This window comes from Deinococcus sp. JMULE3 (assembly GCF_013337115.1).
Classification (GTDB): domain Bacteria; phylum Deinococcota; class Deinococci; order Deinococcales; family Deinococcaceae; genus Deinococcus.
Window position 1 is genome coordinate 101,908 of the sequence record NZ_SGWE01000001.1, and the last position, 24,276, is coordinate 126,183.

Below are 24,276 nucleotides of genomic sequence, written 5' to 3' on the forward strand. Positions count from 1 at the left end.
GGGCGTTCGCGACGTCCCAGCTCAGCGTGACGGTGCCGGGGGCGCTCAGTTGCGTCTGGCTCAGCGTGAAGGTGTTGATCTTCACGGGCAGCGGGACGACCTTGACCGTGCGTTCGATGGTCTTCTGTTTGTTGTTGCGCAGGTACAGCACCAGCGTGTACGTGCGGGTGGTGTTGACCTTCTCGATGCGCTTGGTTCCGGTCGGGTCGAACCGTCCGTTCGGGCGGTTGCCGATCAGGGGTTTGATACTGACCTCCGCGAAGCCGTCGGCCTGCCAGTTCAGCGTTACGTCCCCTTCCCCGGTGATCGTCTGGGGTTCGGCGGTGAACGACACCTTGCCGACGTTGGTGTTTTCCTGCTCCTGCGCGGCCTTCTCCGCCTGCTGGGCCTGCTTGGCGGCCTCGGCGGCGGCCTTGGCGGCCTGATCGATCAGCTTGACGTTCAGCTGTTTGCTGACGGAGACCTGGTCTCCGGCGTCGTTGCGGGCGGTCAGGGTGATGGTGGTGCTCAGGAGTGGCGCCTGTTTGATGGTTTCACCGGACGGCCCACTTTCCTCGGTGCCCTCGCCGTACTGGACGCTGACGCCGGTGGCGTTTTTCGTCTTCCAGCTGATCTTGAACTGCTGGTCGCTGTCGACCGGGTTGGGTGTGACCTCGAAGCCCGTGAATTCGGGTTTGGGTGTCACGAGTTCCAGGCGGATGTTGGCGCTCTTGGTCAGGCCGCCCGCACCGGTGGCGGTGATGACGTACGTGGCGTTGCCCTCGTCGCGGGGAGTGACGGTGCGCCTGCCGGTGGCGGCGACGGTGCCCAGGCCGTCGATGCTGACCTGGGTGGCGTTCACGACGTTCCAGGAGAGGACGGCGCTCTCGCCCTTCTTGACCCTGGGTGGCGTGAGTTTGAATTCCTTGACTTCGGGCCCGAGGACGCTGACGGTGCGCTGGTCGCTTTCGCGTTCGCTGCCGTTCTGCGCGGTCAGGGTGAAGGTGGTGTCCTTGTTCGGGATGAACTTGCGGGTGCCACTGGCCTCGACCTTACCGAGTTCGCTGATGCTGACCTGCGCGGCGTTCTTCACGCGCCACGTGACGGTCACCGGCTGGTTGCCGGAGACGCGGGCGGGTGTCACGTCGAACTGTTCGATGACGGGCCGTTCGAAGCGGGCCTGCACGACCTGCGAGCGTTCCACGCGCCGTCCGAGCAGCGAGCGGGCGACCAGGGTGTACTTCTGGTCCTTCTGGATGCCGTCGACTTTCAGCTGGCCGTCCCCATTCAGGTTCTGGCCGGTCCCGCCGAGTTCGAGAATGCTGACGTTCCGGGCGTTGCTGGTGTCCCAGCGGAGTGTGAAGGGCTGACCGGGTGCGACGACGGTGTCGCTGCCGGAGAGGTCGAACTGCGTGATCTGCGGGGGCGGGTCAGCCACCAGATCAGGACGCCCAGCAGCAGGATCAGGATCGGCAGCAGCCACAGCGGGATCAGGGGGAGGTGGTGCAGTTGGCCCTCGGCGCTGGTGACGACACGGTCCTCGATCTCGTTCTGTTCGTTGACGGGCTGGACGTTCACCTGCAGGGTGTGCTGGCTGGGGCTGCCGAACCAGCGCAGCGGCACGCGCACCTTCACGGTGTCCTCGCTGCGCGCCCCGGCGGCCAGGGTGACGCGGGCGGGCATGTCGGTCACGCGGATGCGGCCCTGGCCCATCAGGATGCGGCGGGCGGCGCTGGTCGCCTGGTTGCGGGCCTCCATCGCGGCCTGCCGGGCGGCCTCGCGGGCCAGCTGTTCGGGGTTCACGACGTGCCCGGCAGCGTTGGGCGCCTGCGGCAGCTGCACGAGGTCCTGCAGTCTGGGCAGGACGTGCACCTCGCCCTCATTGTCCCGCAGGATGGGCGCAAGGACCAGGTCCGTGTTGCCCTTGTTCTCCAGTTTCAGGGTGTAGGTGGTGTGCCGCCAGGTGCGGCGGGTGGGGGGCAGCAGCGTGGCGACCGTCTCGTGGAACGGCGTGACGACGACCTTCAGCGGGGCCGTGCCGGTCTCCTCGGGGTTCTCGCGCGAGCGGGCCACGACGGTGACGTCGTAGGTTCCGGCGCGGGCGCGGCTGTCGCGGGGGGCCTGCACGGTCAGGGTGGCGCTGCCCTGCGTGCCGGGGTTCAGCTGCAATTCCTGGTGCGCGTCGAGCACCCACTCCTCGGGGATGCCGTCCAGGGTCAGGCGGAAGTGGTCCACGGTCACGCCGGTGTTGGCGAGGTTCAGGTGCAGTTGCGCGGGGCGGCCGGGCGTGAGGGTCAGGCGGTCCACGTCGGGCGTGACCACGATCCGGGCGCGGGTGGGCGCGCGGCGGGGCGGGACGAGCACCAGCCAGTAGGGCCGCAGGTACAGCGGCGTGCGCTCGGGCCAGCGCAGCGGGGTCATGGGGGTCAGGGGCAGGCCGTCCATGACTGCGCCGTTCGTGGCCGTCAGTTCGGTGACGCTGGCCTGCCCGGCCTGGAAGGTGACGTTCAGGTGGTGGCGGCTGACCCCGGCGTGTTCCAGCACGACGCTGTTGCTGTGCGCGCGGCCCACGGTCAGGGTGTCCTGCGTGACGGGCAGGGTGCGCAGCAGTTCGTGCCGTTCGCTGAAGATCAGCAGGTTCAACTCCGCGCCGGGTGTCACGCCGTCCAGCGGGGGGGGCGGCGGCAGGAACGGCAGGGCGCTGAGGCGCACGGTGGGTTCCGGTCCGCCGGGCATCAGGGTGTTCAGGATGCCCTGCAGCGCCGCTTCCAGGGCGGCGGCGTCGGGGTAGCGGTCCTCGGGGTCCTTGGCGAGGCAGGTGAGGATCACCTCTTCGAGTGCCTCGGGCAGTTCGGGGCGCAGGGCGCTGGGCTGGCGGGGCGCGACGTGCTGGTGTTTTTCCAGCGCGTCGGCGGCGTCGCGGATGTCGAACGGCACCATGCCGGTCAGCAGTTCGTACAGCACGAGGCCCAGGGCATACAGGTCGGTGCGCAGTTCGTTGCGCACGCCCCGGCACTGTTCGGGGCTCATGTACGCCAGGGCGTTCACGACGGCGCGGTCGTGCGTGCCGTAACTCCCGGCGCGCAGTTCCGCCAGGCCGAAGTCCGACAGTTGCGTCACGTACCCGGTGTGGCCGAGCAGGGCGCGGCCCGGCTGGAGGATCAGGTTCTCGGGTTTCAGGTTGCCGTGCATCAGGCCGTGCGCGTGCGCGTGCGCGAGCCCGGCGGCGGCCTGCCGCACGAGTTCCACGGCAGTCACGAGCGGCAGTGGCCGGGCTTCTTTCGCCTGGGCCTGCAGCAGCGCGCGGGCACTCCCGGCGCGGCCGAGGTCCATGGCGTAGAAGGCGCGTCCGGCCCGGGTCTGGAGTTCCCCGGTGGGCAGCAGGTGCGCGTGCTTGAGCGTGCTGACGCGCAGCAGCAGCCGCTCGAGCTGCATCAGGATGAACGACTGGCCGCTGGTGGTCTCGTCGAGGACGCGCAGGGCGACCTCGCGGCCCTCGTCGAGGTCGGTGGCGACGTGCACGGCGCCCAGCCAGTCGCCGCCCAGGGGGCGGGTCAGCTGGTAGTGGTGGAAGATTTTCGTGTCGGTCATGCGGTGGGTCCGTCGGGTGCAGCGGGAGGCGGGGTGGGCTGGGCGGTGACCGGTTCGGGTTCAGGGGGTGGGGCCGCGTCGGCCGGGGCGGGCGGGGAGGGACGGGCGGCGTCGGCGCCGACCCACTCGACGTCCACGCGGGTGTGCGCGGGGGCGTGCGCGTGGATGAACGCGGTGACGGCCTCGCGGCTGGCGGTGTCGTCCCCGTCGGGCGGGTCGAGCAGGCGCACGGTCAGGGTGTGCGGCTGGGCGCTGTCCTCGCGCAGGACCGGGCTCAGGCCGTACACGGTCTCCAGGGCGCGGCTCAGGCCGTACCTCGTGCCGCGCCAGCGGTAGAGGGTGACGGCCTCGCGCAGCCACGCGCGCTGGCGCGCCTCGGGCCAGTGGGGGTCCAGGGGCACGCCTAGCCACGCGGCCATCCACGCGAGCACGCGCGGCGGCGCGACCCTGGGGTCGAAGATCATGTCCACGCTGTCCTGGCGGCGCTGGAGGGGTTCCCAGATCGCCTCGAAGATCTTCAGGTACCGCGACAGGAATTCGGATTCCTGGAAGAACGGGGGGAGGAACTCGGTGTACAGCGCCAGCGTGCCGCGCGCCGGGGCTTCCGGCGGGTAGGTGGGCAGCGGCGCGCGGGCGGGCCGGGCCGCGAGGTCGCCCTGTTCTCGCACGCGTCCGGCGGGGGCGGGCGCGGGGCGGGCCTCGGACGCGGCGGTCAGGAATGCCAGCGTGAACGGGCCGATCTGGATCTCGTCTCCGGCTTCCAGGCGGCGCGGTTCGTTCGGCGCGAGGCGGTGGCCGTTGACGAACGTGACGTGCTCGCCGCCCGCGAGGTGCGTCAGGAGCAGCGCGCCGCCCTCGGCGCTGATCTCGGCGTGGCGGATGGCGACCGCAGGGTCACGCAGCGGCAGGCCGTTGTCGGGCGTGCGGCCGATGGACAGCGCGCGGGCCAGCGGCAGGACCCGCAGGACCTCACCGCCTCGGCGCACCTGGAGGGACGCACTCATCCCTGTTCCACCCGGACGTGGTGGACGTCACTGACGATCAGCGCCTGCGGCGGCATAGGGAGGCTACCGGTCACGACCTCGCGCGTCTCGGGCTGGCCGGGTTCGGTCAGGACGACCTGCACGTCCTCGACGACTTCCAGGTCCGGCACGGCGCGCAGCAGGCCGTACAGTTCGCTGAGGGTCAGGGTGCGGCCGAAGGGCCAGCCCTGCCCGTCGGGGCCGCCGGTGTAGGGGCTCAGGTAGGTGTACAGGGCGTGCAGGGCGCGGCGACGGACGTCCTCGCGGGCGGGGCGGCTGGCGGCGTGCGCGGCGCGGACGGTGGCGGTGACGCTGACCCACACGTACTGCGGGGCGCGCAGGTCCAGGGTGGTGCCGACCGGGCGGCGCAGGTCGAGTTCCTCCTGCGCGGCGGCGCGCAGTTCGGCACTCAGGGTCAGGCGTTCCGGCGCGACCCGGCCGGGCGTCAGGGGGTCGGCGTCCACGCCGGGGTCGCCGGGGCGCACCTCGGGCAGCAGCGCGACCGTGACCTGTCCGGGCGGCACGTGCAGCGCGCGGATCTGCCCGGGGTACGTCTGGCCGGGCGCGTGCATGTTCGGGTGACGCAGCGGGCGCGGGCGACGCCGGGCACCTGCGCGGCGAGGTGTTCGTAGTCGTCGGCGGTGACGGCGCGGGTGCGGGTGCGCAGCAGTTGCGGGACGCGCTGCACGGCGTCCTCGAGCTGCTGGGCGTTGCGGCCGCCGACGGCGGGGGCGTGGTTGGTGACGCGCGCCACGTACGGCAGGCTGCTCTTGAGGACGCTGAGGCTGCGCGCCGGGACGTTCCCGACCGCGCCGCCGCCGTACTGGTAGCGGGTCATGCGGATGGTGGCGCCCTGGGCGGGGGTCAGGCCGAAGCGGTACACGCTGCCGTCGGGTTGCAGGACGCTGGAGCCGAAGGCGACCTCGCGGGTGGCGGTGTCGAACGTGAAGTGCGGGTCGAGCGGTGAGGACAGGCTGAAGTCCGTGACCGGGGTGTACAGGGTACGGTCGCCCTCGGGGGTGAGGACCTCGATCAGGTCGCGATCCGGGTCGAGGTGCAGCACCGGGCCGTTCAGGAGCGTGAAGCGCTGACCCGGCGTGCCGTCACTCTGGCCGAGCAGTTCGTTCCGGACGACGGTGGCGTGCCGGGCGGGAACGGTGACGCCGCGCGCGTCCACGCGCAGGGTTTCCAGGTCGGGGCTGACGCGGTACCCGGCGTGCATCTGCTCGTTGGTCAGGCGGCAGCGCAGCCAGTACCCACGCTGATCGAAGAAGGTGCCCTCTCGCAGGGTGGGCAGGCGCAGGATCAACTCGCCGGACACGTTGAAGGCCTGGGTGCCGTCGTACTCGGTCTCGCACTGTGCCCAGCGGCTCACGCCGCCCTGCCACGCCTCCCACACGTAGGGGGGGTGATTGGGATTCACGCCGGCACCCCCGGCGAGTTCCACGCCGAAGTGCAGCGCCAGGACGTGGTCGCTGTGGTCCTCCTGCAGCTGCACGAACAGCGCGTCGCCGGGTTGCGGCTGCGGCTGGAAGATCGGGAAGCGGTAGCCGGGCAGGCCCAGCTGGGCGAGGTCGTGCCGGACGCCGCGGGTGTCGTCTGCGTCGCCGCGCACCTGTGCGAGGGTGTTGGCGGTGTACAGCCCGGTCAGGACCGGGGGACGGATCACGCCGGCGCGTTCGGTGGAGAACACGGTGGCCTCGTTCACCTCGGTGCGCAGCGTGGCGACCTCGGTGCCGACGTTGATGGCCAGCGCGGTCTCCTGCGGGGCGGACAGGTAGAACGTGACGGGGGCCTGCGCGGCGCGCGGCGGGGCGAGCTGCACGCCGATCAGGTCCAGGAACGCGATCAGCAGTTTGTCCGGCACCTGGTTCACGCGGTACAGCAGCAGGTCGGTCATCCAGGCGAACACTTCCAGGATGGCCATGCCGGGGTCGCTGGGGTTGTGGTCGGTCCATTCGGGGCAGAACTGCGGGATCAGGCGGCGGGCCTCTTCGAGGATGTCGTCGAAGCGGCGGTCGTCGAGGTTCACGGTAGGTAGCGGCACGGTGGGGTCTCCGGGGGGGTCAGGGGGCGCGGTAGAAGGGGAAGATCAGCGAGCGGGCGTCCGGGGTGCCGCGCAGCACGTAGCGCAGGTCCACGACGATCCGGCCGGGGTCGGCGGGGTCCAGGCGGGCCTGGACGCGTTCGACGGTCACGCGGGGTTCCCAGCGGCGGATGGCCTCGTCGACGTAGTAGGACGCCAGGCCCAGGGTGGTGGCGTCGCCGGGCGCGAAGACCAGGTCGTGGATGCGGCAGCCGTACTCGGGGCGCATGACGCGCTGTCCGGGCGCGGTCATCAGGAGGGTCATGATGGCCTGCGCGACGGCGCGTTCGCCGCTGACCATGCCCAGCTGCCCGCGCGGGTTCACGCCCAGCGGGAAGGCCAGGCCGGTGCCGAGCACGTCGCGGGCCGGGGGGCGAGTGAGGGGTCGGGTCACGGGGTGCCTCCGGGGGCGTCCAGGGTCAGCTGGGCCTGCTCGGTGTGCGGGGTGAGGGTGTGGGTCTGGCCGTCCAGGGTCAGGACGTGCAGGGTGCCGACCGCGTCGCGCGGCGCGTCGAGGTGGACGGTGCCGGTGGGGTCGGTGTAGCCGCGCGCGCCGCTGTCGCTGCGAACCAGCGCGTCGGCCAGCGGGCGGCCGTCGGGGGCGCGCAGCTGCCAGGAGCTGCGGCGGCGCTGTGAGGCCAGCGGGGCGTCGCGGTCCGGGCCGCCGCGCACGGCGAGGTCGCGTTCCAGGACCAGCGGCGCGTAGGTGCCGACGTTCAGGTCCAGCGGCACGGTGACGGTGTACTGCAGGTGGGGGCGCAGGCTCAGGCCCAGGCTGGTGAAGACCGACTGCGGCGTGTCACCGTGCGTGACGCTGCCCAGCACGCCCAGGTTCAGGCGGCGCGCCTCGTCGGGCAGGTAGCGGTCGTCCCAGTCGTCCTGGCGCAGCAGGGCGGCCAGGACGCGCCACAGGACGTTCCATTCGTCGCGGCCCAGTTCGTCCAGTTGCGCCTTGAAGAACACGGTGATCAGGAAGCGCAGGTCCATGCGGCGCGGGGCCAGCTGGCGCTGCACGCCGCCGGGCGTGGGGGCGTGGCTGAATTCCATGGAGCGCAGTCCGGCGTTCTCGCGCAGGTCGTGCAGGAAGAGGTTGAGGGTGGGGCGGGTCAGGCTGCTGACCCAGCTGCCGGTGGGCGCGGCGAAGCGGATGTCGATGGCGTCGCGGGGCAGCTGGGCCTCGGTGTAGATGAGTTCGCGCAGGGCCTGCTGGACGTCGGCGATCATCCGGCCCGTCCTACATGTCTAGACGGATTATGAAGAAACGGCGACACACCCACGGATGCCACCGGCGGGTGGAATGCGAGGTATTTCACTCGAAAATGACGTTGTGGAGGGATATTCTTCAAAGTTTCAACCTCGGGAACAACTGTGTGACTGGTCAGTATAGGAACGGAGACCCGCCCGCGTCTGCTCACATGCGGTTTACACGCCCGGTCAGTTCTGGAAGCCTGTGGACCTCAGCGTTCAACGCCCACCCACGCAGCAGCCGCGGGGGTCGTCAAACACTGCACTTTCACCGGAGGAACCCATGGCTGAATACCTATCCCCAGGCGTCTACGTCGAAGAAATCCAGAGTGGACCCCGCCCCATCGAGGGCATCAGCACCACCACCGCCGCCTTCGTCGGCTTCGCCCCCAGCGGCCCCGCCAACACCCCGGTCTTCGTCGCCAACTGGCAGCAGTTCAAGGAGATCTTCGGCACCACCGACGCGCGCGGCGAGAAGAACCCCTTCATGGACGGCGCGTACCTCGCCCAGAGCGTCTACGCGTACTTCAACAACGGCGGCACCCGCTGCTACGTCGTGCGTCTCGTGCCCGCCCAGGCCACCCAGAGCAAACGCACCGTCGAGGCCGCCCGCCCCCTGCAACTGCCCAGCCGCGCCAGCAAGGCCGTGCCCAGCCTCAGCATCGCCGCCCGCGACGGCCGCCAGAGCGACATCCAGATCGAGGTGCTGCCCGCCGACCCCGTCAAGCCCGGCGACGCCCCCAAGGGCAAGGACGGCAAGACCGACCCCGAGGAAGGCAGCGACGGCCTGTTCACCCTGAAAGTCACCCGCAACGACGTCACCGAGACCTTCCCCAACGTCAGCATGGGCAAGAAGCACGCCCGCAGCGTCGCCGAGGTCGTGAACAAGGACAGCACCCTGATCACCATCGAGGAGACCAGCAGCGCCGGTCCCCTCGTCGAGCGCGCCCCGGAACCCGGCGCGTACGTCCTGCAGGCCGACAGCAACGTCATCGAACAGGGCCGCGAGATCCGCGGACAGGACTTCGTGGGCAGCGTCGACGGCCGCAGCGGCATCGAGAGCCTCGAGATCGCCGAGGAAGTCAGCATGATCGCCGTGCCCGACCTCATGAGCGCCTACCAGGCGGGCATGATCAACGAGGACGGCGTCAAGAGCGTCCAGCGCGCCCTGATCGACCACTGCGAACGCAACGCCAACCGCATCGCGCTGCTCGACACGCCCCCCGACCTCACCCCGCAGCAGGTCGTGAAGTGGCGCAACGTCGACACCAACTTCGACTCCAGCTACGCCGCGCTGTACTACCCCTGGGTGAAGGTCGAAGGGCCCGACGGCAACCCCATGATGGTCCCCCCAGCGGCTTCGTGGCCGGGATCTACGCCCGCAACGACGTCGAACGCGGCGTGCACAAGGCCCCCGCCAACGAGATCGTGCGCGGCATCCTCGGGCCGGCCCTGCAGGTCACCAAGAGCGAACAGGACATCCTGAACCCCATCGGCGTGAACTGCATCCGCGAGTTCCCCGGCATGGGCGTGCGCGTCTGGGGCGCCCGGACGCTGTCCAGCAACGCCCAGTGGCGCTACGTGCCCGTGCGGCGCCTGTTCAACTACGTCGAGAAGAGCATCGAACGCGGCACCCAGTGGGCGGTGTTCGAACCCAACGACGAGAACCTGTGGTTCCGCATCCGCCGCGACATCAACTCCTTCCTGAACAGCGTCTGGCGTGACGGCGCACTGTTCGGCAACACCCCCCGCGAGGCCTTCTACGTCAAGTGCGACGGGGAACTCAACCCCGCCGAACTCCGCGACCGCGGCGTGCTGCAGGTCGAGATCGGCCTCGCGCCCGTCAAGCCCGCCGAGTTCATCGTGTTCCGCTTCAGCCAGTACGCCGGTGGCGGGCAGTAACGCCCGCTCAGACATCCGCCCTCTCGTTCCCCTGACCCCGGAGGTACCCCATGACCGCACCCACCCGCAAAGATCCGCTCGTCGCCGCCTACTTCAGCGTTCAGTTCGACAACAAGGTCGTCGGCGCCTTCCGTGAATGCACCGGCCTGGGCAGCGAGAGCCAGGTCGTCGAGTACCGCGCCACCGACGAGAAGGGCCGCGCCGTCCTGATCCGCGAACCCGGCACCATGAAGTACAACGACATCGTCCTCAAGCGCGGCATCACCAACGACATGGACATGTGGGGCTGGCGCCAGCAGGTCGAGGAAGGCAAGATGGACGAAGCCCGCCGCAGCGGCACCATCACCCTGCACAACCAGAAGGGCGAACCCGTCGCCGCCTGGACCTTCGAGCGCGCCTGGCCCAGCAAACTCAACGGCCCCACCTACGACGCCAAGAGCAACGAGGTCGCCATCGAGGAACTGACCATCACGCACGAAGGCTACAAGCGCGTGCCCGTCGGCGGCTGAGCCCCCACGCGGGGGGCGCGCACACCGCTCCCCGCACCCCTCCCAGTCCATCGACTGGCCCCGCCCCACACCGGGGGCCAGCTTCGGGGGTAACCGAGCGTGAACGAACTGCCCTTCATGCTGCCCGTCGGACTGCTCACGTCCGACGGGCACCTTCACCGCCAGGGTCTCATGCGCCCCGCGACCGCCCTCGACGAGATCGAACCCCTGGGCGACCCGCGCGTGCAGCGCAACGAGGCCTACTACCCGCTGCTGCTCCTGGCGCGCGTCACCACCCGCCTGGGTCCCTTCGCGCCCGTCACGCCCGACGTGCTGGCCGCCCTGCCCGCCGCGGACTTCGCGCACCTGCAACAGCTGTACGCGCACCTGAACAGCGCCCAGGCGCCCCTTCAGGCCTCCCCGCAGAGGCAGGCCATGGCCGCCCCCCTGCCCGACACCGTCGAGACCGAATGCCCGCACTGCGGCGCCGTGCTGGAACTCGACCTGAGCGCCGACCCGGTGGGCGCATGACCGCCCCCCGCTCCGCGCGTCCCGCCAGCCAGAACGAGCAGACGGCCGTCGGCACCCGCGCACCCCGCCCCACGCTCCCCGACCTGGACGAGATCACCCGGCGCGTGTACGCCCTGATGCTCGAGGACCTGCGCCTCGACCACGCCCGGCGCAGCGGCGGCCAGCGGTGACCCGCCCGCGCGTCACCGCCACCGCGCGCGGCGGCGTGGCCCGCGTCGGCACGCCCGCCGGACAGGCCACCGTCCGCGTGGACAGCCGCGGCGTCCACGCCAGTCACAACATGAGCGCCGAGGCCGCCGCACGCCGCCTCGGGCTGCCCATTCCCACCACCCCGCAGAAGACCGCGCACCAGGTGCTATCCAACCACCGCTATCACGTCGCCATCGACGGTCTGGAGCAGGCGGCGTTCAGCGAGGTCAGCGGCCTGAGCATCGAGACCGAGACCATGGACTTCATCGAGGGCGGCGTCAACGACCGCGTGCTGCGCCTCCCGGTGCGGTCCAAGGTGGGCAACCTGACCCTCAAGCGCGGCGTGGTCGCCGGGCAACACCTGCTGCAGTGGCACCTGAACATCGTGCAGGGCTACCTGGACGTCCGCAACGTGACCATCACCGTGTACCAGACGAGCGGCGCGGTCCTGACCCGCTTCGAACTGCTCCAGGCGTACCCCGTCAAATGGAGTGGCCCGCAGTTCACCGGCAACGGGGACGCGGTGGCCGTCGAGACGCTGGAACTCGCGCACGCGGGCTTCCTGCAGATCAGCCAGTAACGCGCCACACCACCCGCCACCTCCCGCGACCCTGAAAGGAGCGCTGTGAATTTCACCGACGAGCGGCTCGCCCGCCTGAAACACGCCACGCGCATGGCGGTCACCCGCCAGGACGCCCCCCCCAGCTGGGGACCGGCCCCGGCGGGCCTGCCACTCCCGGGCCAACCACTGCCGGTCCAGTCACGACCAGTCCAGCCACCCGCGTGGCCCGACCCCACCCCACGCGTCCGGCGCGTTCCCGCCCGCCTGATCGCGGCGCCGTCCCGACCCGCACCACCCGCGCCCACGGCCGCCGGGTGGCCTGATCCGGCGCCCGCCCAGGACTGGCCTGCCCCAGACTGGCCCGCTCAGGAGTCGCCCGCTCCACACGGACACGCTGAGAGCTGGTCTGCCGCGCCTCTCCCGGCCGCCCCCCGGACGCCTGACGCGACTCCCGACCCGTACGGGGATCACGCGGCGCTGCTCGCGGCGGGCCTGCGGGAGACGCCCCCACCGAGCCTGCCACCCGCCCCGGCCCCCGCCAGCCATCCTCCGACCGCCCAATCTCCTGCGGTCCAGGCTCCTATGGTTCAGGCTCCGGCCCCCATGGTCCCCGCTCCCCAGGCGGCGGACCTCCAGCCGCGCCCGCTGCGCGCCGCGTCGTTCGCGGAAGCCCTGGCGCTGAACACCGCGCCCACCCAGGAAGGGGCCGCGCCAGCGTCCCCCACGGCTGCACCGACGATCGGAGCAACCGCACCCGATCAACGCACCACCCAGGTCACCACGGCGCCCACAACGTCACTGGCCGAAACGCCACTTGCGCCCGCACCCACCGCTTCACCCGCCGCAACGCAGGCCGACACTGCACAGCCGCGTTCTCCAACCGCCGCGCAGGAACCGGCCGCGTCGGCACCCGTCGGCACCCAGCCCGCGACCCCTGCCCACGCCGTACCGACCACCGCGCAGACGCCGGTCACAGACACATTCGACGACCGGGCCACCGGTCCAGAGCGGAACGTGGCCGACACCCGGACTTCGGCGCCGCCCCAGGCGCCGTCAGAGTCGTCCATCCATGACGACCGGACGGTGGCCGCCCGGAACACCCAGGAACCGGTCAGACCGGCCCAGGTGCCCACCCGGACGCCGTTCAGCGAGGCGCCGATGAACGAAGCGCCGATGATCGAGGCGCCCGTCACCGCTGCTCCGGTCCAAGAGGCGCGCCCCGAGCCAGCCCCACCTGAACCCGCACAGCCCGAGGCGAGCGTTCCTCCTCAGGTGAGCGTGCCCGAGGTCACTGCCGGACCACAGGCACCTGCGGCGCAGACCAGCGTGCCGGACACCGACTCGCAGGACCTGCAGGCGCAGCGGGACGCGCAGGCGCGCGAACGGCAGGAGCTTGAGGCGCTGCTGCGCGGCGGGAACAACGACATTCCCGTGCGCCTGCCGCGCCGCCCCCGTCCGGTGCCCCTGCGCGCCCCCGCCCCGCCGCCCGAACCGGAGGAGGTGAAGGTCGCGCCGCCCATCCCCACGGACGTGTCGCAGAACATCCTGGCGCGCCTGAACCGCTTCGCGGAACTGGAAGCCGCCGGGGAGACCGACGAGAGCGCCATTCCCTTCGGGCAGCTGGAGAACTGGCAGGATCACCACCCGGAACGCAACGTCGCCGCGCCGGGCGACCCGTCCCCAGTCCCGGCGCCCACGCCGCGCCCGGAGGCCGCCCCAGCCACGCCGAGCACCTCGGCGCGCGTCCGCGCCCGCAGCCGGGGTCAGGGCCGTGAACCGCAGGCACAGCGGCAGGAGGCGGCAGACAGCGACGAGGAACCCGAGCGAGGTCCGGCGCAGGCCCACCCACACGACGCGCCACCGCCGGAACAGGTGGACGGGGCGCCGCCGACAGGGGGATCGGAGCCGGCCCCCCGACGCCCACGCCCCGTCCGGTTTCTGGGGTGAATCCGGTCACGACGCCGCCCACGGGCGCCCGGCCCGCGCCTGCCGAGGCGGTCAGCACGCCCGACCCGCTGCGTCCAGAGGCCGCGCCGCCACGCTCAGCGGACCCCGAAGCACCCGACTCGCCGGTTCGTCAGGACCCGCCGGACCGTCGCCCGGCATCCACCCCGCCTCCTGCGGCACGCCCCGACCTCGTCCCAGCGGCCGCGCGGCTGCCGGTCGCCCGCGCGGACGCGGCGCCTCATGCCCGTGAGGACACCGCCGCACCCTCCCGACTGCCGCCCCGCCCCACGACCCCGCCGGTCCACGCGGGGGACGAGGCGACCATTCCCGCTGCCGAGGTTACCGCTGCCGACGTTGCCGCCACCGACGTTCCAGTCGCCGCCCCGGAGGAGACCGGAGGCCCGAACCGGTCACCGGGCAGCCCGGAACAGGACGGCCCGCCGGGCAGGACCGCCGCTCCGGCTCCGCTGGAGGCTGGGGCAGCTGCCCCTCTCCTGCCTGCCCTTCTCCTGCCTGCTCCGGGGGTGACCATGCCCGGTCCCGCCCCGACCGGGCACCACACGCCCGTCACGAATGCAGCGCCGCTGGAGGCCGGTCCGGTGGACCTCCGGACCACTCCGCCGCAACCGGACCCGACCGGAGCGCCCCGGTCGCGGGCCGTCGCCGCGCGGACCGTGCGTCCACCCGCACGGCCCAACGAGAGTCCCCGGAACGTGCCCCCGGCATCCCCGCCCCCGGTCACCGCCCCACCGCTCACCCAAGCACTGGTCAGCCAAGCACTGGTCAGCCCAGCACTGGTCACCCCGGCACCCATCCCGACGTCGCCCCTCGTGCAGAGATCGACTGACCCGTTCACGGATCGGACCACCCCTGTACCTGCGCCACGCCCGGCACCCGACGCGCCGCCGCACCGCTCGACGGGTCTGCTCGGGGTAGACGTTTCTGAACATCGTTCACCCGAGGTCGGTGACCCACCCGTCCCCGTTCCGACCGCGCCAGCACCCGCCCATGCACCCATCGGCCGCAGCGTCCCGGCCCCGGCGACCGCACCGGCGGGTCCCGCCACCGTCGACTGGCCTCGGCGGTCCGCCGACCCGATGGCGGACGGGCAGGACCTCACGGTCCCGGCACCAGGTCCGGCACCCGTGGAGCAGGCATCGGCACTCACAGGGTGGGAAGCGGCGGCACGCCTCTCGCCGCTGGTCCCCTCGCCACTGGTCCCCTCGCCGCTGGTCTCTGCGGCGCCCGGTCAGTCTGATCCCATCGCCGGGGTGGACGGCACGCCACCCTGGGCAACCCCGCAGAACGTGGTCCCGATCCAGGCTGCGCCGCTGCCCGCAGACTGGACAGTGTCCTGGCTGTCCGGGCCTGCCACCCCCACCATGTCCGGCTCCCTGCCGGCCCCCGGCACGGTGGACGTGAACGGACCGGTCGACCGGCTCGTCTCAGCGTCGCCCCTGGACACGCTGGGGGCAACGCCCGACCGCCGGACCGGTCATCCTGCGTGGACGTCCGGTCCGGCCCGCGGGGTGCCTGCGCCGGTGCTGCCATGGGGCACTCAGGCGGGTCCAGCCCTTCCGGCATCCCTTCACGATGCAGGAGGCTGGCGGGCAGCGCTGCAGCAGGGCGGGATGCCCGCGCCCCTGCTGCCGCTGAGCGCGCCCCTGCTGCCGCTGAGCGCGGACCCGCTGCCCGGCCAGACGATGGTGGACCGCCCGGCATCGGCTGCGCCGACACTGAGCGGCCCATCCCGCTCGACCGTGGCGGGCGCCTTCCCGGTGGTCACCGCGCCGCGCCCACCCATCCCACCGGCCGCTCCCGCACCGGCCCTGGAGAACTCGCCAGCGGTCCAGCGTGGCCTGCCGCCCGTCGGGAACGGTCCGGTCCGCACCAGTCCGTTCACGGGCGCGCAGGAGGCAGCCGCGCAGGACGTGGCGGGCGACCTCCCGGAGCGAATCGGCGGCCCTCCCGCGGCCGGTCTGCCCGGAGTGCCGCACGTTCCGGAGGTCGCGTCCCCGGACGACAGCACCCGGACCCTCCTGACGCACGCCACCCGGACGCCGGGGGTCAGCCCCGTGACCTCGCGCCCGGCTCACGCCGTGACCCCGGACCTGAGGGGCAGCGCGGTTCAACCGGTCTACCCCGGCGCGCCCCTGCTGTCGCCCGCCGCGTCACGCCGCGCGGCACCCGGTCCCCAGCTCAAGGCCGCCCCTGCGGGCCGCACCCGCACGGGCACGGATCAGGCGGTCCTGGCGGCGCTGGAGCACGCGCTGGCCCGCGACGGGCACGGCGCGCCGCTGTCGCCCGGCGAGCAGGTCGCCCTGCGGGGGGTGCTGGGGACGAGTGTCGCGGACGTGCGGGTCGTGCGCCGCCCCGAGGTCACTCCGGCGCTGCGCGCGGCCCGCGCCGACGGCCTGACGGTCAGGGAGACGGTGTTCCTGCCGCACGACGTGCCGCTGGGCAGCGCGGCGGGGCTGGCGCTGGCGGCACACGAGGTCACGCACGCCCGGCGCGCGCGCGATCCGCTGTTCGTCCCGGCGGCCCTGACCCGCCCGGAGAGGCCCCAGTCGGTGGGCCGTCCCGCTCCCGCGGATGAGGAAGGCGTGGCCCTCGCCACCGAACACGCCGCGTTCGCGCAGGCCGACCCCACACGCCAGTCCAGGGCGGATGCGCCGCGCCGCGCGCCGGGCCTGCCCGCCCCGTGGGAACCGCTGCCCGCCTGGGACGCACCGGACCTGCCTGCGCGCCCGTCCGTGAGTGCGGACGCGTGGGCACCCGCGGTTCCGTCCGTACCGGCGCCCGACCAGTCGGTGTCCGCCGCGCTTCCCGCCGCACCGCCCCCGGCCACCACGCCGCTGTGGCACGCGGCCGCCACCGACCGCGCGCCCGCCCCGGCCGCGAAACCGGCCCGACCACCCGAGGATCAGGCGGTGGGCCGCCGCGCCCAGCCGCGCAGCAGCGTGGACCTGGATCAGGTGGCGCGCGAGGTGTACGCCCGCCTGCGCGAGCGACTGAGTCAGGAACTGCGGCGGCTGAACTGACCGGACAGGTGAGGGGCGCCGCGATTCACGCCGCGGCGCCCCTCGCCTGTCCGGTTCAGGCGCTGTCGTGGACTGTGACGCCGGCTTCTTCGAAGGCGCAGCGGGCGACGGGGCCGGCGTGGTCGGTGACCCAGTTGTGGATCTGGTTCAGGGTGGCGAAGGTGGCGAAGCCCGTGGGGCCCCATTTGCTGTGGTCGGCGATGAGGACGGTGCGTGTGGCCTGGGTCATGATGGCGGCTTTCTGCTGCGCCTCGATGAGGTTGCTGTTGGTCAGGCCGCGGGTGGGGTCGATGCTGGTGCAGCCGACCAGGAAGAGGTCGTAGCGGTAGCGGCGGATGGTGTCGAGGGCGTCGGGGCCGGTGAGGCTGTACGTGCTGCCGTAGAGTTCGCCGCCGACGACGTAGAGGGGGCATTCGCCGTTGAGTTCGTAGGCGACGTCGATGCCGTGGGTGACGACGCGCAGGGTGCGGGTCAGTTGCGGCGCGCGTTTCAGGGCGTGGGCGACGGCCTGGGCGGTGGTGCCCGCGTCGAGGTAGAGGGTCTGGCCGGGCTGGATGAGGTTCAGGGCGGTCTGGGCGAGGCGGGTCTTGGCGTCCTGGTGGAGCTGCTGCCGGTCGGCGTACTGCTGGTCCTGGCTGGCGAGGGCCGCGCCGCCGTGGAGTTTGCGGATCAGGCCGCGGCTGGCGAGCAGGTCGAGGTCGCGGCGGGTGGTGGCGCCGCTGACGCCGAGCGCTTCGGTCAGGGCGGTGGTGCGCATGCGGCCGTTCCGGGAGAGCAGGTCGAGGATGCGCTGGAGGCGGTCCTCCGCGAGGGGAGCGTTCATCTCTGCTCATGGTAGCGCGTGGGGTGTGGGGGGCGTGTGGGTGGGTTTCTGCCGTGGTGGTGCGGGTGTCCAGGCAAGGGTGATCGGGGCACTTGATGGTCAGGCCAATGTCAACTATGATCGAAATTGCTCAAAATTGATCACGATTCGTCAGGAATCGGCAGGCGAGCGGGTGGCTGTCCCGCTCTCCGCACAGGAGAAGCAACCATGATCAACCTCCCCCGCTCACTGATCCGCCTCGGCGCGCAGGCCAGCAGCAAACAGGCCGCCATCGAACAGGTCGCCGCCCTGCTGGCCCAGGCGGGCCGCGTCGACCCCGCCTACCTGGGCGGCATGCTCGCCCGTGAAGGTCAGGCGAACACCTACCTGGGCAGCGGCATCGCCATCCCGCACGGCACACCCGACACCCGCCACCTCATCCGCCAGACCGGCATCGCCGTGCTGCAACTCCCGCAGGGCGTCGCCTGGGGCGAGGGCGGCGAGACCGTCCGCCTCGTGGTGGGGATCGCGGCGGCCAGCGACGAGCACCTCGACATCCTGCGCCGCCTGACCCGCGTGCTGGCCGACGACGCGCTGGTCGAGCAGCTCTCGACGACCGCCGACCCGGCCCTGGTGCAGCGCGCCCTGACCGGCGAGGCCACCGCCGAGGACGCCGCGCCCGTCAGCGACCCGGAGCTGCCCTTCAGCGCGCAGGTCACGCTGCCCAACCCGCTGGGCATGCACGCCCGGCCCGGCACGATGCTCGCCAATCTGGTGCGGCGTCTGGGCGCGCGCGTGCGCGTCGAGCACGGCGGGCAGAGCGCGGACGCACTGCGACTGATGGAACTGCTCAGCCTGGGATTGAAGCGCGGCAGCGTCCTGACGGTGCGGGCCGACAGCGAGGCCGCGCTGGGCGCCGTGACCGACGCGATCCGCGCCGGGCTGGGCGACGACCTGAGCCTGAGCGCCCCGGCCGCGCCCGTGCGGCGCGAGGCCGACTGGCGCCCCACGCAGGTCGGCGCGACCATCGAGGGCGTTCCGGCCAGCGACGGCCTGGTGATCGGCGAGACCCGCGTGTACCGCCCGGCCGACCTGCACGTCACGGACCAGCCCGGCGAGGCCGCCGCGCAGGCGCAGGCGCTGGACGACGCGCTGAACGCCGCCGCCGCCGAACTGGACGGCCTGATCGAGCAGCAGGCCCAGGCGGGGCACGCCGACCGCGCCGCGATCTTCCGCGCGCACCGTGAACTCCTGACCGACGAGGGCACCGTGCAGGACGCCGTGAACCTCGTGCTGGACGGGCACGGCGCCGCCTGGGCGTACCAGCGGGCCAGCGGCGAGCGCATCGCGCAGTTGCAGAAACTCGACGATCCGACCCTCGCCGCGCGGGCCACCGACCTGGGCGACGTGCAGCGCCGCGTGCTGCGCCGCCTGCTGGGCCTGGGCGAGGACCACCTGGAGGGCGCCGCCCCCGCGATCCTGCTCGCGCCGGACCTGACGCCCAGCGACACCGCGCGCTTCAGCGAGGGGAGCCTGCTGGGCTTCGTGACCGCGCAGGGCGGCCCGACCAGCCACACCGCGATCATCGCGCGCGGGCTGGGCCTGCCCGCCGTGGTGGCCGCCGGGACCGGCCTGCTGGACGTGCCGGACGGCACCCCCGCCATCCTCGACGGGCAGGCGGGTGCCCTGTACCTGAACCCGTCGGCGGCGGACGTGCAGGCGGCCCGCGCCCGGCAGGAGACGCTGCGGGCCGAACTGGACCGCGCCCGCGCCGACCGGCACCGCCCCGGCGCGACCCGCGACGGCGCCCGCGTGGAGATCGCCGCGAACATCAACCGCGCCGCCGCCGCACCTGGCGCGCTGGACGCCGGGGCCGAGGGCGTGGGCCTGATGCGCACCGAGTTCCTGTTCCTCGAACGTGACAGTGTCCCGACCGAGGATGAGCAGGAACGCGAGTACCGCGCTATGGCCGAGGCCCTGGGCGAGCGCCCGCTGATCATCCGCACGCTGGACATCGGCGGGGACAAGGACGTGCCGTACCTGGGCCTGGAACGCGAGGACAACTCCTTCCTGGGCCTGCGCGGCATCCGGTTGTGCTTCGAGCGTCCGGACCTGTTCCTGCCGCAGCTGCGCGCCATCGTGCGCGTCGCCAGGGACCACCCGAACGTGCACGTCATGTTCCCGATGATCAGCACCCTGGAGGACTTCCGCCGCGCCCGCGCGCTGCTCGATGACGTGCGCGCCGAGCTGGACGCGCCGCGCATCCCGCTGGGCGTGATGATCGAGGTGCCGTCCGCCGCGCTGCTGGCGCCTCAGCTGGCGCCCGAGGTGGACTTCTTCAGCGTCGGCACGAACGACCTGACGCAGTACACCCTGGCGATGGACCGCCTGCACCCGCAGCTGGCCCGCCAGACCGACGCGATGCACCCGGCCGTGCTGCAACTCGTGGCGCTGACCGTGCAGGCCGCCGAGGCGCACGGGAAGTGGGTGGGCGTGTGTGGCGGCGCCGCCGGGGACGAGGTGGGCGCGCTGATCCTGACCGGGCTGGGCGTGAAGGAACTGTCGGTCAGCGCCCCGCAGATCCCGGCCGTGAAGGCCGCGCTGCGGCAGCACGACCTCGCGGCGCTGCGCGACCTAGCCGCCCGCGCGCTGACGCAGCCCGACGCGGCGAGCGTGCGCGCCCTGACCCGCACCCTGAGTCCGAACCCGCAGGATCCCGAGGTCCGCGCGTGAGCGTCACGCCGCGCGTCCTGACCGTCACCCTGAACCCCGCGCTGGACCTGACCGTGCAGGCGGCGGGCTGGCAGCGGGGCGAGGTGAACGCCGCCCAGGGCGCGCAGCAGGACGCGGGCGGCAAGGGCGTGAATGTGGCCGCCATCCTGGCCGACTGGGGCGCCCCGGTCGCCGCGACCGGCCTGCTGGGCCGCGACAACGCCGCCCCGTTCGAGACGCTGTTCCGCGACAAGGGCGTCAGCGACGAGTTCGTGCGCGTGCCCGGCGCGACCCGCGTGGGCCTGAAACTGGTGGACCCCGCGCGCGGCGACACCACCGACCTGAACCTGCCGGGCCTGACCGTCAGCGCCCGCGCGCTGGCGCACCTGCAGGCGACGCTGCGCTCGCAGCCCGCCGGGGTGGAGGTCGTGGCGCTGTGCGGGAGCCTCCCGCCGGGCGTCCACGCGAGCTTCTACGCCGAGGAGGTCGCCCGCCTGCGCGAGCAGGGGCGCTTCGTGGCGCTGGACACCAGCGGCGAGGCCCTGCGCGCCGCGCTGACGGCCGACACGCTGCCGCAGCTGATCAAACCGAACATCCACGAGCTGGAGGCCGCACTCGGTCACCCGCTGCCCACCGACGCCGACGTTCTGGCTGCCGCGCGCGAGCTGATCCGCCGCGGCGCCGAACTGGTCGCCGTGTCGCAGGGCGAACGCGGCGCGCTGCTCGTCACCGCGCAGGAGGCCGTGTTCGCCCGCCCGCCGCGCGTGACCGTGCAGAGCACCGTCGGCGCCGGGGACGCGATGGTCGCCGGACTGATCAGCGCCCGCCTGGACGGCCTGAGCCTCGAAGGTGCCGCCCGGCGCGCCACGTCGTTCAGTGCGGGCAGCATCACCCGCCTGGGCGCGCACCTGCCGCCCCGCGCCGAGCTGGACGCCCTGGCCGCGCTGGTGCAGGTCGAGCCCGCCCAGCCTCTGACCGCCTGACCCCTGCGCCCCACAACCCACAACCCACAACCCACAACCCACAACCCACAACCCACAACCCACTCTCAGGAGAACATATGGCTCAGATTGTCGCTGTCACGGCCTGCCCCACTGGCATCGCCCACACCTTCATGGCCGCCGAGTCGCTGCGGCGCGCCGCCGCCCAGGCCGGGCACACCCTGCACGTCGAGACGCAGGGCAGCGTCGGCACGCAGGACGCCCTGACCCCCGCGCAGATCGCGCAGGCGGACCTCGTGATCCTCGCCACCGACGTCGCCGTGGACGAATCCCGCTTCGCCGGGAAGACCATCGTGCGCGCCGGAACGCAGGACGCCATCCGTGACCCGGGGGCGCTGCTGGCCCGCGCCGGAAGCGCCGGGGCGCCCGCCGCTGCGCCGCAGGCCGGGCCGCTGCACGTCGTGGGCATCACCGCCTGCCCCACCGGCATCGCGCACACCTTCATGGCCGCCGAGGGCCTGGAGGGCGGCGCGAGGAAACTCGGGTACACCGCGAAGATCGAGACGCAGGGCAGCGTCGGCGCCGGGAACACCCTGACGCCCGACGACATTGCCCGCGCGGACCTGGTGGTCATCGCGGCGGACACGAACGTGGACCTGTCGCGCTTCACCGGCAAGCGCGTGTACGTGACCGGCACGAAGCCCGCCATCAAGGACGGCGCGGCCGTCATCACCACCGCCCAGGCGCAGGCGACCGTGCACGGCGTGACGGCGGGGGGCGGCGCGGACGCCAGCAGCCCCGACTACGTCGCGCAGGCCGCCGCCGCGAAAGCCGCGAAGAACGCGGGCACGCCCGCCTTCTACAAGCACCTGATGACCGGCGTGTCGCACATGCTGCCCTTCGTGGTCGCCGGCGGCCTGCTCATCGCGCTGGCCTTCGCCATCGGGTCGTTCCAGTTCGGGGACCAGGGCATCTTCATCTACGAGGACAAGTACGCCGGGACGCTCGGCAACACCCTCTTCAAGATCGGCGCGAACGGCGCGTTCGGGCTGTTCGTTCCGGTCCTCGCCGGGTACATCGCGTTCTCCATCGCCGACCGGCCCGGCCTCGCGCCCGGCATGATCGGCGGCTTCCTGGCGGGCCTGACCGGCAGCGGTTTCCTGGGCGGCATCATCGCGGGCTTCCTGGCCGGGTACCTCGTGCTGTGGCTGACCCGCAGCATCAAACTGCCCCGCACGCTTGAAGGCCTGAAACCCACCCTGATCCTGCCGCTGCTGGGCACGCTGGGCGTGGGCCTGCTGATGATGTTCGTGGTCGGCAAACCGGTCGCGGCGGCCCTGACTGGCCTGACCGCGTGGCTGCAGGGCCTGGGCAACACCAGCGCCGCGCTGCTCGGCGCGCTGCTGGGCGGCATGATGGCCTTCGACATGGGCGGCCCGATCAACAAGGCCGCGTACACCTTCAGCACCGGCCTGCTGGGCGCCAAGGTCTACGGCCCGATCGCCGCGACCATGGCCGCCGGGATGACCCCGCCGCTGGCGCTGTTCCTCGCCACGCTGATCTTCAAGAACCGCTTCACGAAGGACGAGGTGGAGGCCGGGAAGGCGGCGGGCGTGCTGGGCATCTCGTTCATCACCGAGGGCGCCATTCCCTTCGCGGCGCGCGATCCGCTGCGCGTCATTCCCAGCCTGATCGCGGGCAGCGCGGTCGCCGGGGCGATCAGCATGGCCGCCGGGTGCCTGCTGCGCGCCCCGCACGGCGGGATCTTCGTGCTGTTCATCCCGAACGCCGTCACGAACCTCCCCATGTACGTCGCGGCGATCGTGGCGGGCACCGTGGTCAGCACCCTGCTGCTGGGCATCCTGAAAAAACCCCTCGGAGCCGACGGGCTGCCGCTCAGTGCGGCACGCACGCCGGTCGCGGCGGACTGATCCACCATCTGTAGAACTGTTCAGCACGAAGGGAGAGCCACTGATTCGGCTCTCCCTTCGTGTTCGTCCGGCCGTGCGCGGCGGGTCAGTCGAGGGTGCGGACCGGGTCGGTGGGCAGCGTGAAGCTGAAGGTGGCGCCCAGTCCGGGTGTGCCGCTGGCGTAGACCTGTCCGCCGTGCCGGTCGATGATGCGGCGGACGGTGGCGAGTTCGGTGCCGGCGCCAGGGTATTCGGACTGGTGGTGCAGGCGCTGGAACAGCCGGTACAGTTTGGGGGCGTAGGTGGGTTCGAAGCCCACGCCGTTGTCCGTGACGGTGACGTGCCATTCGCTGCCGCGCTGCTCGGCACGCACCTCGATCCGCGCGTCGGGTCGGGCGCGGGTGAATTTCAGGGCGTTGTGGCACAGGCTGCGTAGCGCCTGCTTGAGTTGCGCGGCGTCCCCGGTGACGGTGGGCAGCTCGGCGACGTCCCAGGTGACGGGGTGCTCGGCGGTCAGTTCGACCTGCAGGTCCCGCAGGATCGCCGCGAGGCTGACCGGCTGCCACTGAAGGGCGTGCCGTCCGGCGCGGCTGAAGCGCAGGACGCCCTCGATCATGCTGCTGAGGTGTTCGGCGCTGCGCTCGATGATGCCGAGGTAGCGTTCGCGCTTGTCGGCGTCGGCGGTGCGGGCCAGTCGGGCGAAGCTGAGCATGTGCCGCACGGGCGTGAGGAGGTCGTGGGACATGGAGTACGCGATGTTCTCCAGTTCCTCGTTGGTCTGCAGCAGGCTCTGGCGTTCGCGGCGCAGCGCCTCGGTCTGCCGCTGGACCTCGTCGTGCAGGGTGGCGTTCAGCAGGCGCAGCTGTTCACGCACCTGGTGTTCGGCGGTGATGTCGCGCGAGATCACGATGAGCGGCCCGGTGACGCCCGGTTCGGCGGGGTCGTTCAACGGCGCGAGGGTCACGTCCCACCAGCGGGGTTCGCCCTTCATGGTGGGGCAGAACCCGGAGAAGTGCGCGCCCTGCCCGGCGCGGGCGCGTTCGAAGGCGGCCAGCATGGGCTCGCGGGCGTCACCCTGCCAGAAGCTGAGCCAGTCGGCGCCCTGGCAGGTGGCGAAGTCGTCGACCTGCATGGCCTGCTGGCCGTTGCGGTTCATGCTCAGCAGCGCGCCGTCGGGGCTGACGATCTTGATGCAGTCGTGGCTGAGGTCGTGCACCTGGTGCAGGTACGTGAACTGCAGGTCGGCCGCGCCCTGGTCCGCGCTGAACGGCAGAGGAGGGTCAAGGGCCACTTCGGGCCGCGTGGGGGTGCTTTCGGACGCGGTCATT

The 24,276-nt window shown here is 72.3% G+C and carries 20 protein-coding genes; 11 read left to right on the top strand and 9 right to left on the bottom strand.

Annotated features, from left to right (window positions below; all coding sequences use genetic code 11):
• Positions 1-1,266: 1,266 nt before the first annotated feature.
• From EXW95_RS00420 to EXW95_RS00440, 6 genes are read right to left on the bottom strand one after another with little or no spacing between them, the layout of a single operon-like run.
• Complete coding sequence (locus EXW95_RS00420; RefSeq protein WP_174365856.1) at positions 1,267-3,570, bottom strand: FHA domain-containing serine/threonine-protein kinase; 2,304 nt, start codon at positions 3,568-3,570, stop codon at positions 1,267-1,269.
• Positions 3,567-4,574: a phage tail protein gene (locus tag EXW95_RS00425; protein ID WP_174365857.1), complete on the bottom strand. Its 1,008-nt coding sequence runs from the start codon at positions 4,572-4,574 to the stop codon at positions 3,567-3,569. Before EXW95_RS00425 ends, EXW95_RS00420 begins: the two co-directional genes overlap by 4 nt.
• Positions 4,571-5,116 carry a hypothetical protein gene (locus EXW95_RS20400; RefSeq protein WP_254605365.1) on the bottom strand — a complete coding sequence of 182 codons (546 nt, stop codon included), beginning with the start codon at positions 5,114-5,116 and terminating at the stop codon, positions 4,571-4,573. Before EXW95_RS20400 ends, EXW95_RS00425 begins: the two co-directional genes overlap by 4 nt.
• Positions 5,038-6,639 (bottom strand): putative baseplate assembly protein, encoded by a 1,602-nt coding sequence (locus tag EXW95_RS00430; protein WP_371809845.1) that lies wholly within the window; start codon positions 6,637-6,639, stop codon positions 5,038-5,040. Before EXW95_RS00430 ends, EXW95_RS20400 begins: the two co-directional genes overlap by 79 nt.
• Positions 6,640-6,658: 19 nt before the next feature.
• Complete coding sequence (locus tag EXW95_RS00435; RefSeq protein ID WP_371809846.1) at positions 6,659-7,072, bottom strand: GPW/gp25 family protein; 414 nt, start codon at positions 7,070-7,072, stop codon at positions 6,659-6,661.
• The gene (locus tag EXW95_RS00440) at positions 7,069-7,902 is read right to left on the bottom strand and encodes a Pvc16 family protein (RefSeq protein WP_174365858.1); all 834 of its coding nucleotides are present in this window, start codon (positions 7,900-7,902) and stop codon (positions 7,069-7,071) included. Before EXW95_RS00440 ends, EXW95_RS00435 begins: the two co-directional genes overlap by 4 nt.
• A 304-nt stretch (positions 7,903-8,206) precedes the next feature.
• Between EXW95_RS00440 and EXW95_RS21215 the strand changes: the two genes are divergently transcribed.
• The 6 genes from EXW95_RS21215 to EXW95_RS00465 all read left to right on the top strand — a co-directional run bounded on the left by EXW95_RS21215 (position 8,207) and on the right by EXW95_RS00465 (position 11,613).
• Positions 8,207-9,409, top strand: coding sequence for a hypothetical protein (locus EXW95_RS21215; RefSeq protein WP_371809847.1), 1,203 nt, complete (start codon positions 8,207-8,209; stop codon positions 9,407-9,409).
• A complete protein-coding gene (locus tag EXW95_RS20405; RefSeq protein ID WP_371809848.1) occupies positions 9,325-9,825 on the top strand; it encodes a phage tail sheath family protein in 501 nt (166 codons plus the stop codon). The genes EXW95_RS21215 and EXW95_RS20405 overlap by 85 nt, the downstream gene beginning before the upstream one ends.
• Positions 9,826-9,875: 50 nt before the next feature.
• Entirely contained in the window at positions 9,876-10,334 is a 459-nt protein-coding gene (locus EXW95_RS00450; protein WP_058979232.1) for a phage tail protein, read from the top strand.
• 99 nt (positions 10,335-10,433) lie between these two features.
• Positions 10,434-10,844, top strand: a complete 411-nt coding sequence (locus tag EXW95_RS00455) for a hypothetical protein (RefSeq protein ID WP_174365859.1) — start codon at positions 10,434-10,436, stop codon at positions 10,842-10,844.
• Positions 10,841-11,014, top strand: coding sequence for a hypothetical protein (locus EXW95_RS00460; protein ID WP_174365860.1), 174 nt, complete (start codon positions 10,841-10,843; stop codon positions 11,012-11,014). Before EXW95_RS00455 ends, EXW95_RS00460 begins: the two co-directional genes overlap by 4 nt.
• Positions 11,011-11,613 (top strand): phage tail protein, encoded by a 603-nt coding sequence (locus EXW95_RS00465; protein WP_371809849.1) that lies wholly within the window; start codon positions 11,011-11,013, stop codon positions 11,611-11,613. The genes EXW95_RS00460 and EXW95_RS00465 overlap by 4 nt, the downstream gene beginning before the upstream one ends.
• A 740-nt stretch (positions 11,614-12,353) precedes the next feature.
• On the opposite strand, the gene EXW95_RS00470 is transcribed toward EXW95_RS00465, so the two are convergent.
• Entirely contained in the window at positions 12,354-12,788 is a 435-nt protein-coding gene (locus tag EXW95_RS00470; RefSeq protein WP_174365861.1) for a hypothetical protein, read from the bottom strand.
• 85 nt (positions 12,789-12,873) lie between these two features.
• Here EXW95_RS00470 and EXW95_RS00475 point away from each other — a divergent pair, with 85 nt between their 5' ends.
• Both EXW95_RS00475 and EXW95_RS00480 read left to right on the top strand, forming a co-directional pair.
• On the top strand, positions 12,874-13,542 hold the full coding sequence (locus EXW95_RS00475) for a hypothetical protein (protein WP_174365862.1): 669 nt from the start codon (positions 12,874-12,876) through the stop codon (positions 13,540-13,542).
• Positions 13,543-15,173: 1,631 nt separating this feature from the next.
• On the top strand, positions 15,174-16,583 hold the full coding sequence (locus tag EXW95_RS00480) for a DUF4157 domain-containing protein (RefSeq protein WP_174365863.1): 1,410 nt from the start codon (positions 15,174-15,176) through the stop codon (positions 16,581-16,583).
• A gap of 55 nt (positions 16,584-16,638) precedes the next feature.
• On the opposite strand, the gene EXW95_RS00485 is transcribed toward EXW95_RS00480, so the two are convergent.
• Positions 16,639-17,406, bottom strand: a complete 768-nt coding sequence (locus EXW95_RS00485; protein WP_174365864.1) for a DeoR/GlpR family DNA-binding transcription regulator — start codon at positions 17,404-17,406, stop codon at positions 16,639-16,641.
• A gap of 207 nt (positions 17,407-17,613) precedes the next feature.
• Here EXW95_RS00485 and ptsP point away from each other — a divergent pair, with 207 nt between their 5' ends.
• From ptsP to EXW95_RS00500, 3 genes are all read left to right on the top strand, one after another.
• The gene (ptsP, locus tag EXW95_RS00490; RefSeq protein WP_174365865.1) at positions 17,614-20,118 is read left to right on the top strand and encodes a phosphoenolpyruvate--protein phosphotransferase; all 2,505 of its coding nucleotides are present in this window, start codon (positions 17,614-17,616) and stop codon (positions 20,116-20,118) included.
• Positions 20,115-21,080, top strand: coding sequence for a 1-phosphofructokinase (gene pfkB / locus EXW95_RS00495; protein WP_371809850.1), 966 nt, complete (start codon positions 20,115-20,117; stop codon positions 21,078-21,080). The genes ptsP and pfkB overlap by 4 nt, the downstream gene beginning before the upstream one ends.
• Positions 21,081-21,157: 77 nt before the next feature.
• Entirely contained in the window at positions 21,158-22,969 is a 1,812-nt protein-coding gene (locus EXW95_RS00500; RefSeq protein ID WP_174365866.1) for a PTS fructose-like transporter subunit IIB, read from the top strand.
• A gap of 85 nt (positions 22,970-23,054) precedes the next feature.
• Here the strand turns inward: EXW95_RS00500 and EXW95_RS00505 are convergent, their stop codons facing one another.
• Positions 23,055-24,275, bottom strand: coding sequence for an ATP-binding protein (locus tag EXW95_RS00505; protein ID WP_174365867.1), 1,221 nt, complete (start codon positions 24,273-24,275; stop codon positions 23,055-23,057).
• Position 24,276 lies beyond the last annotated feature (1 nt).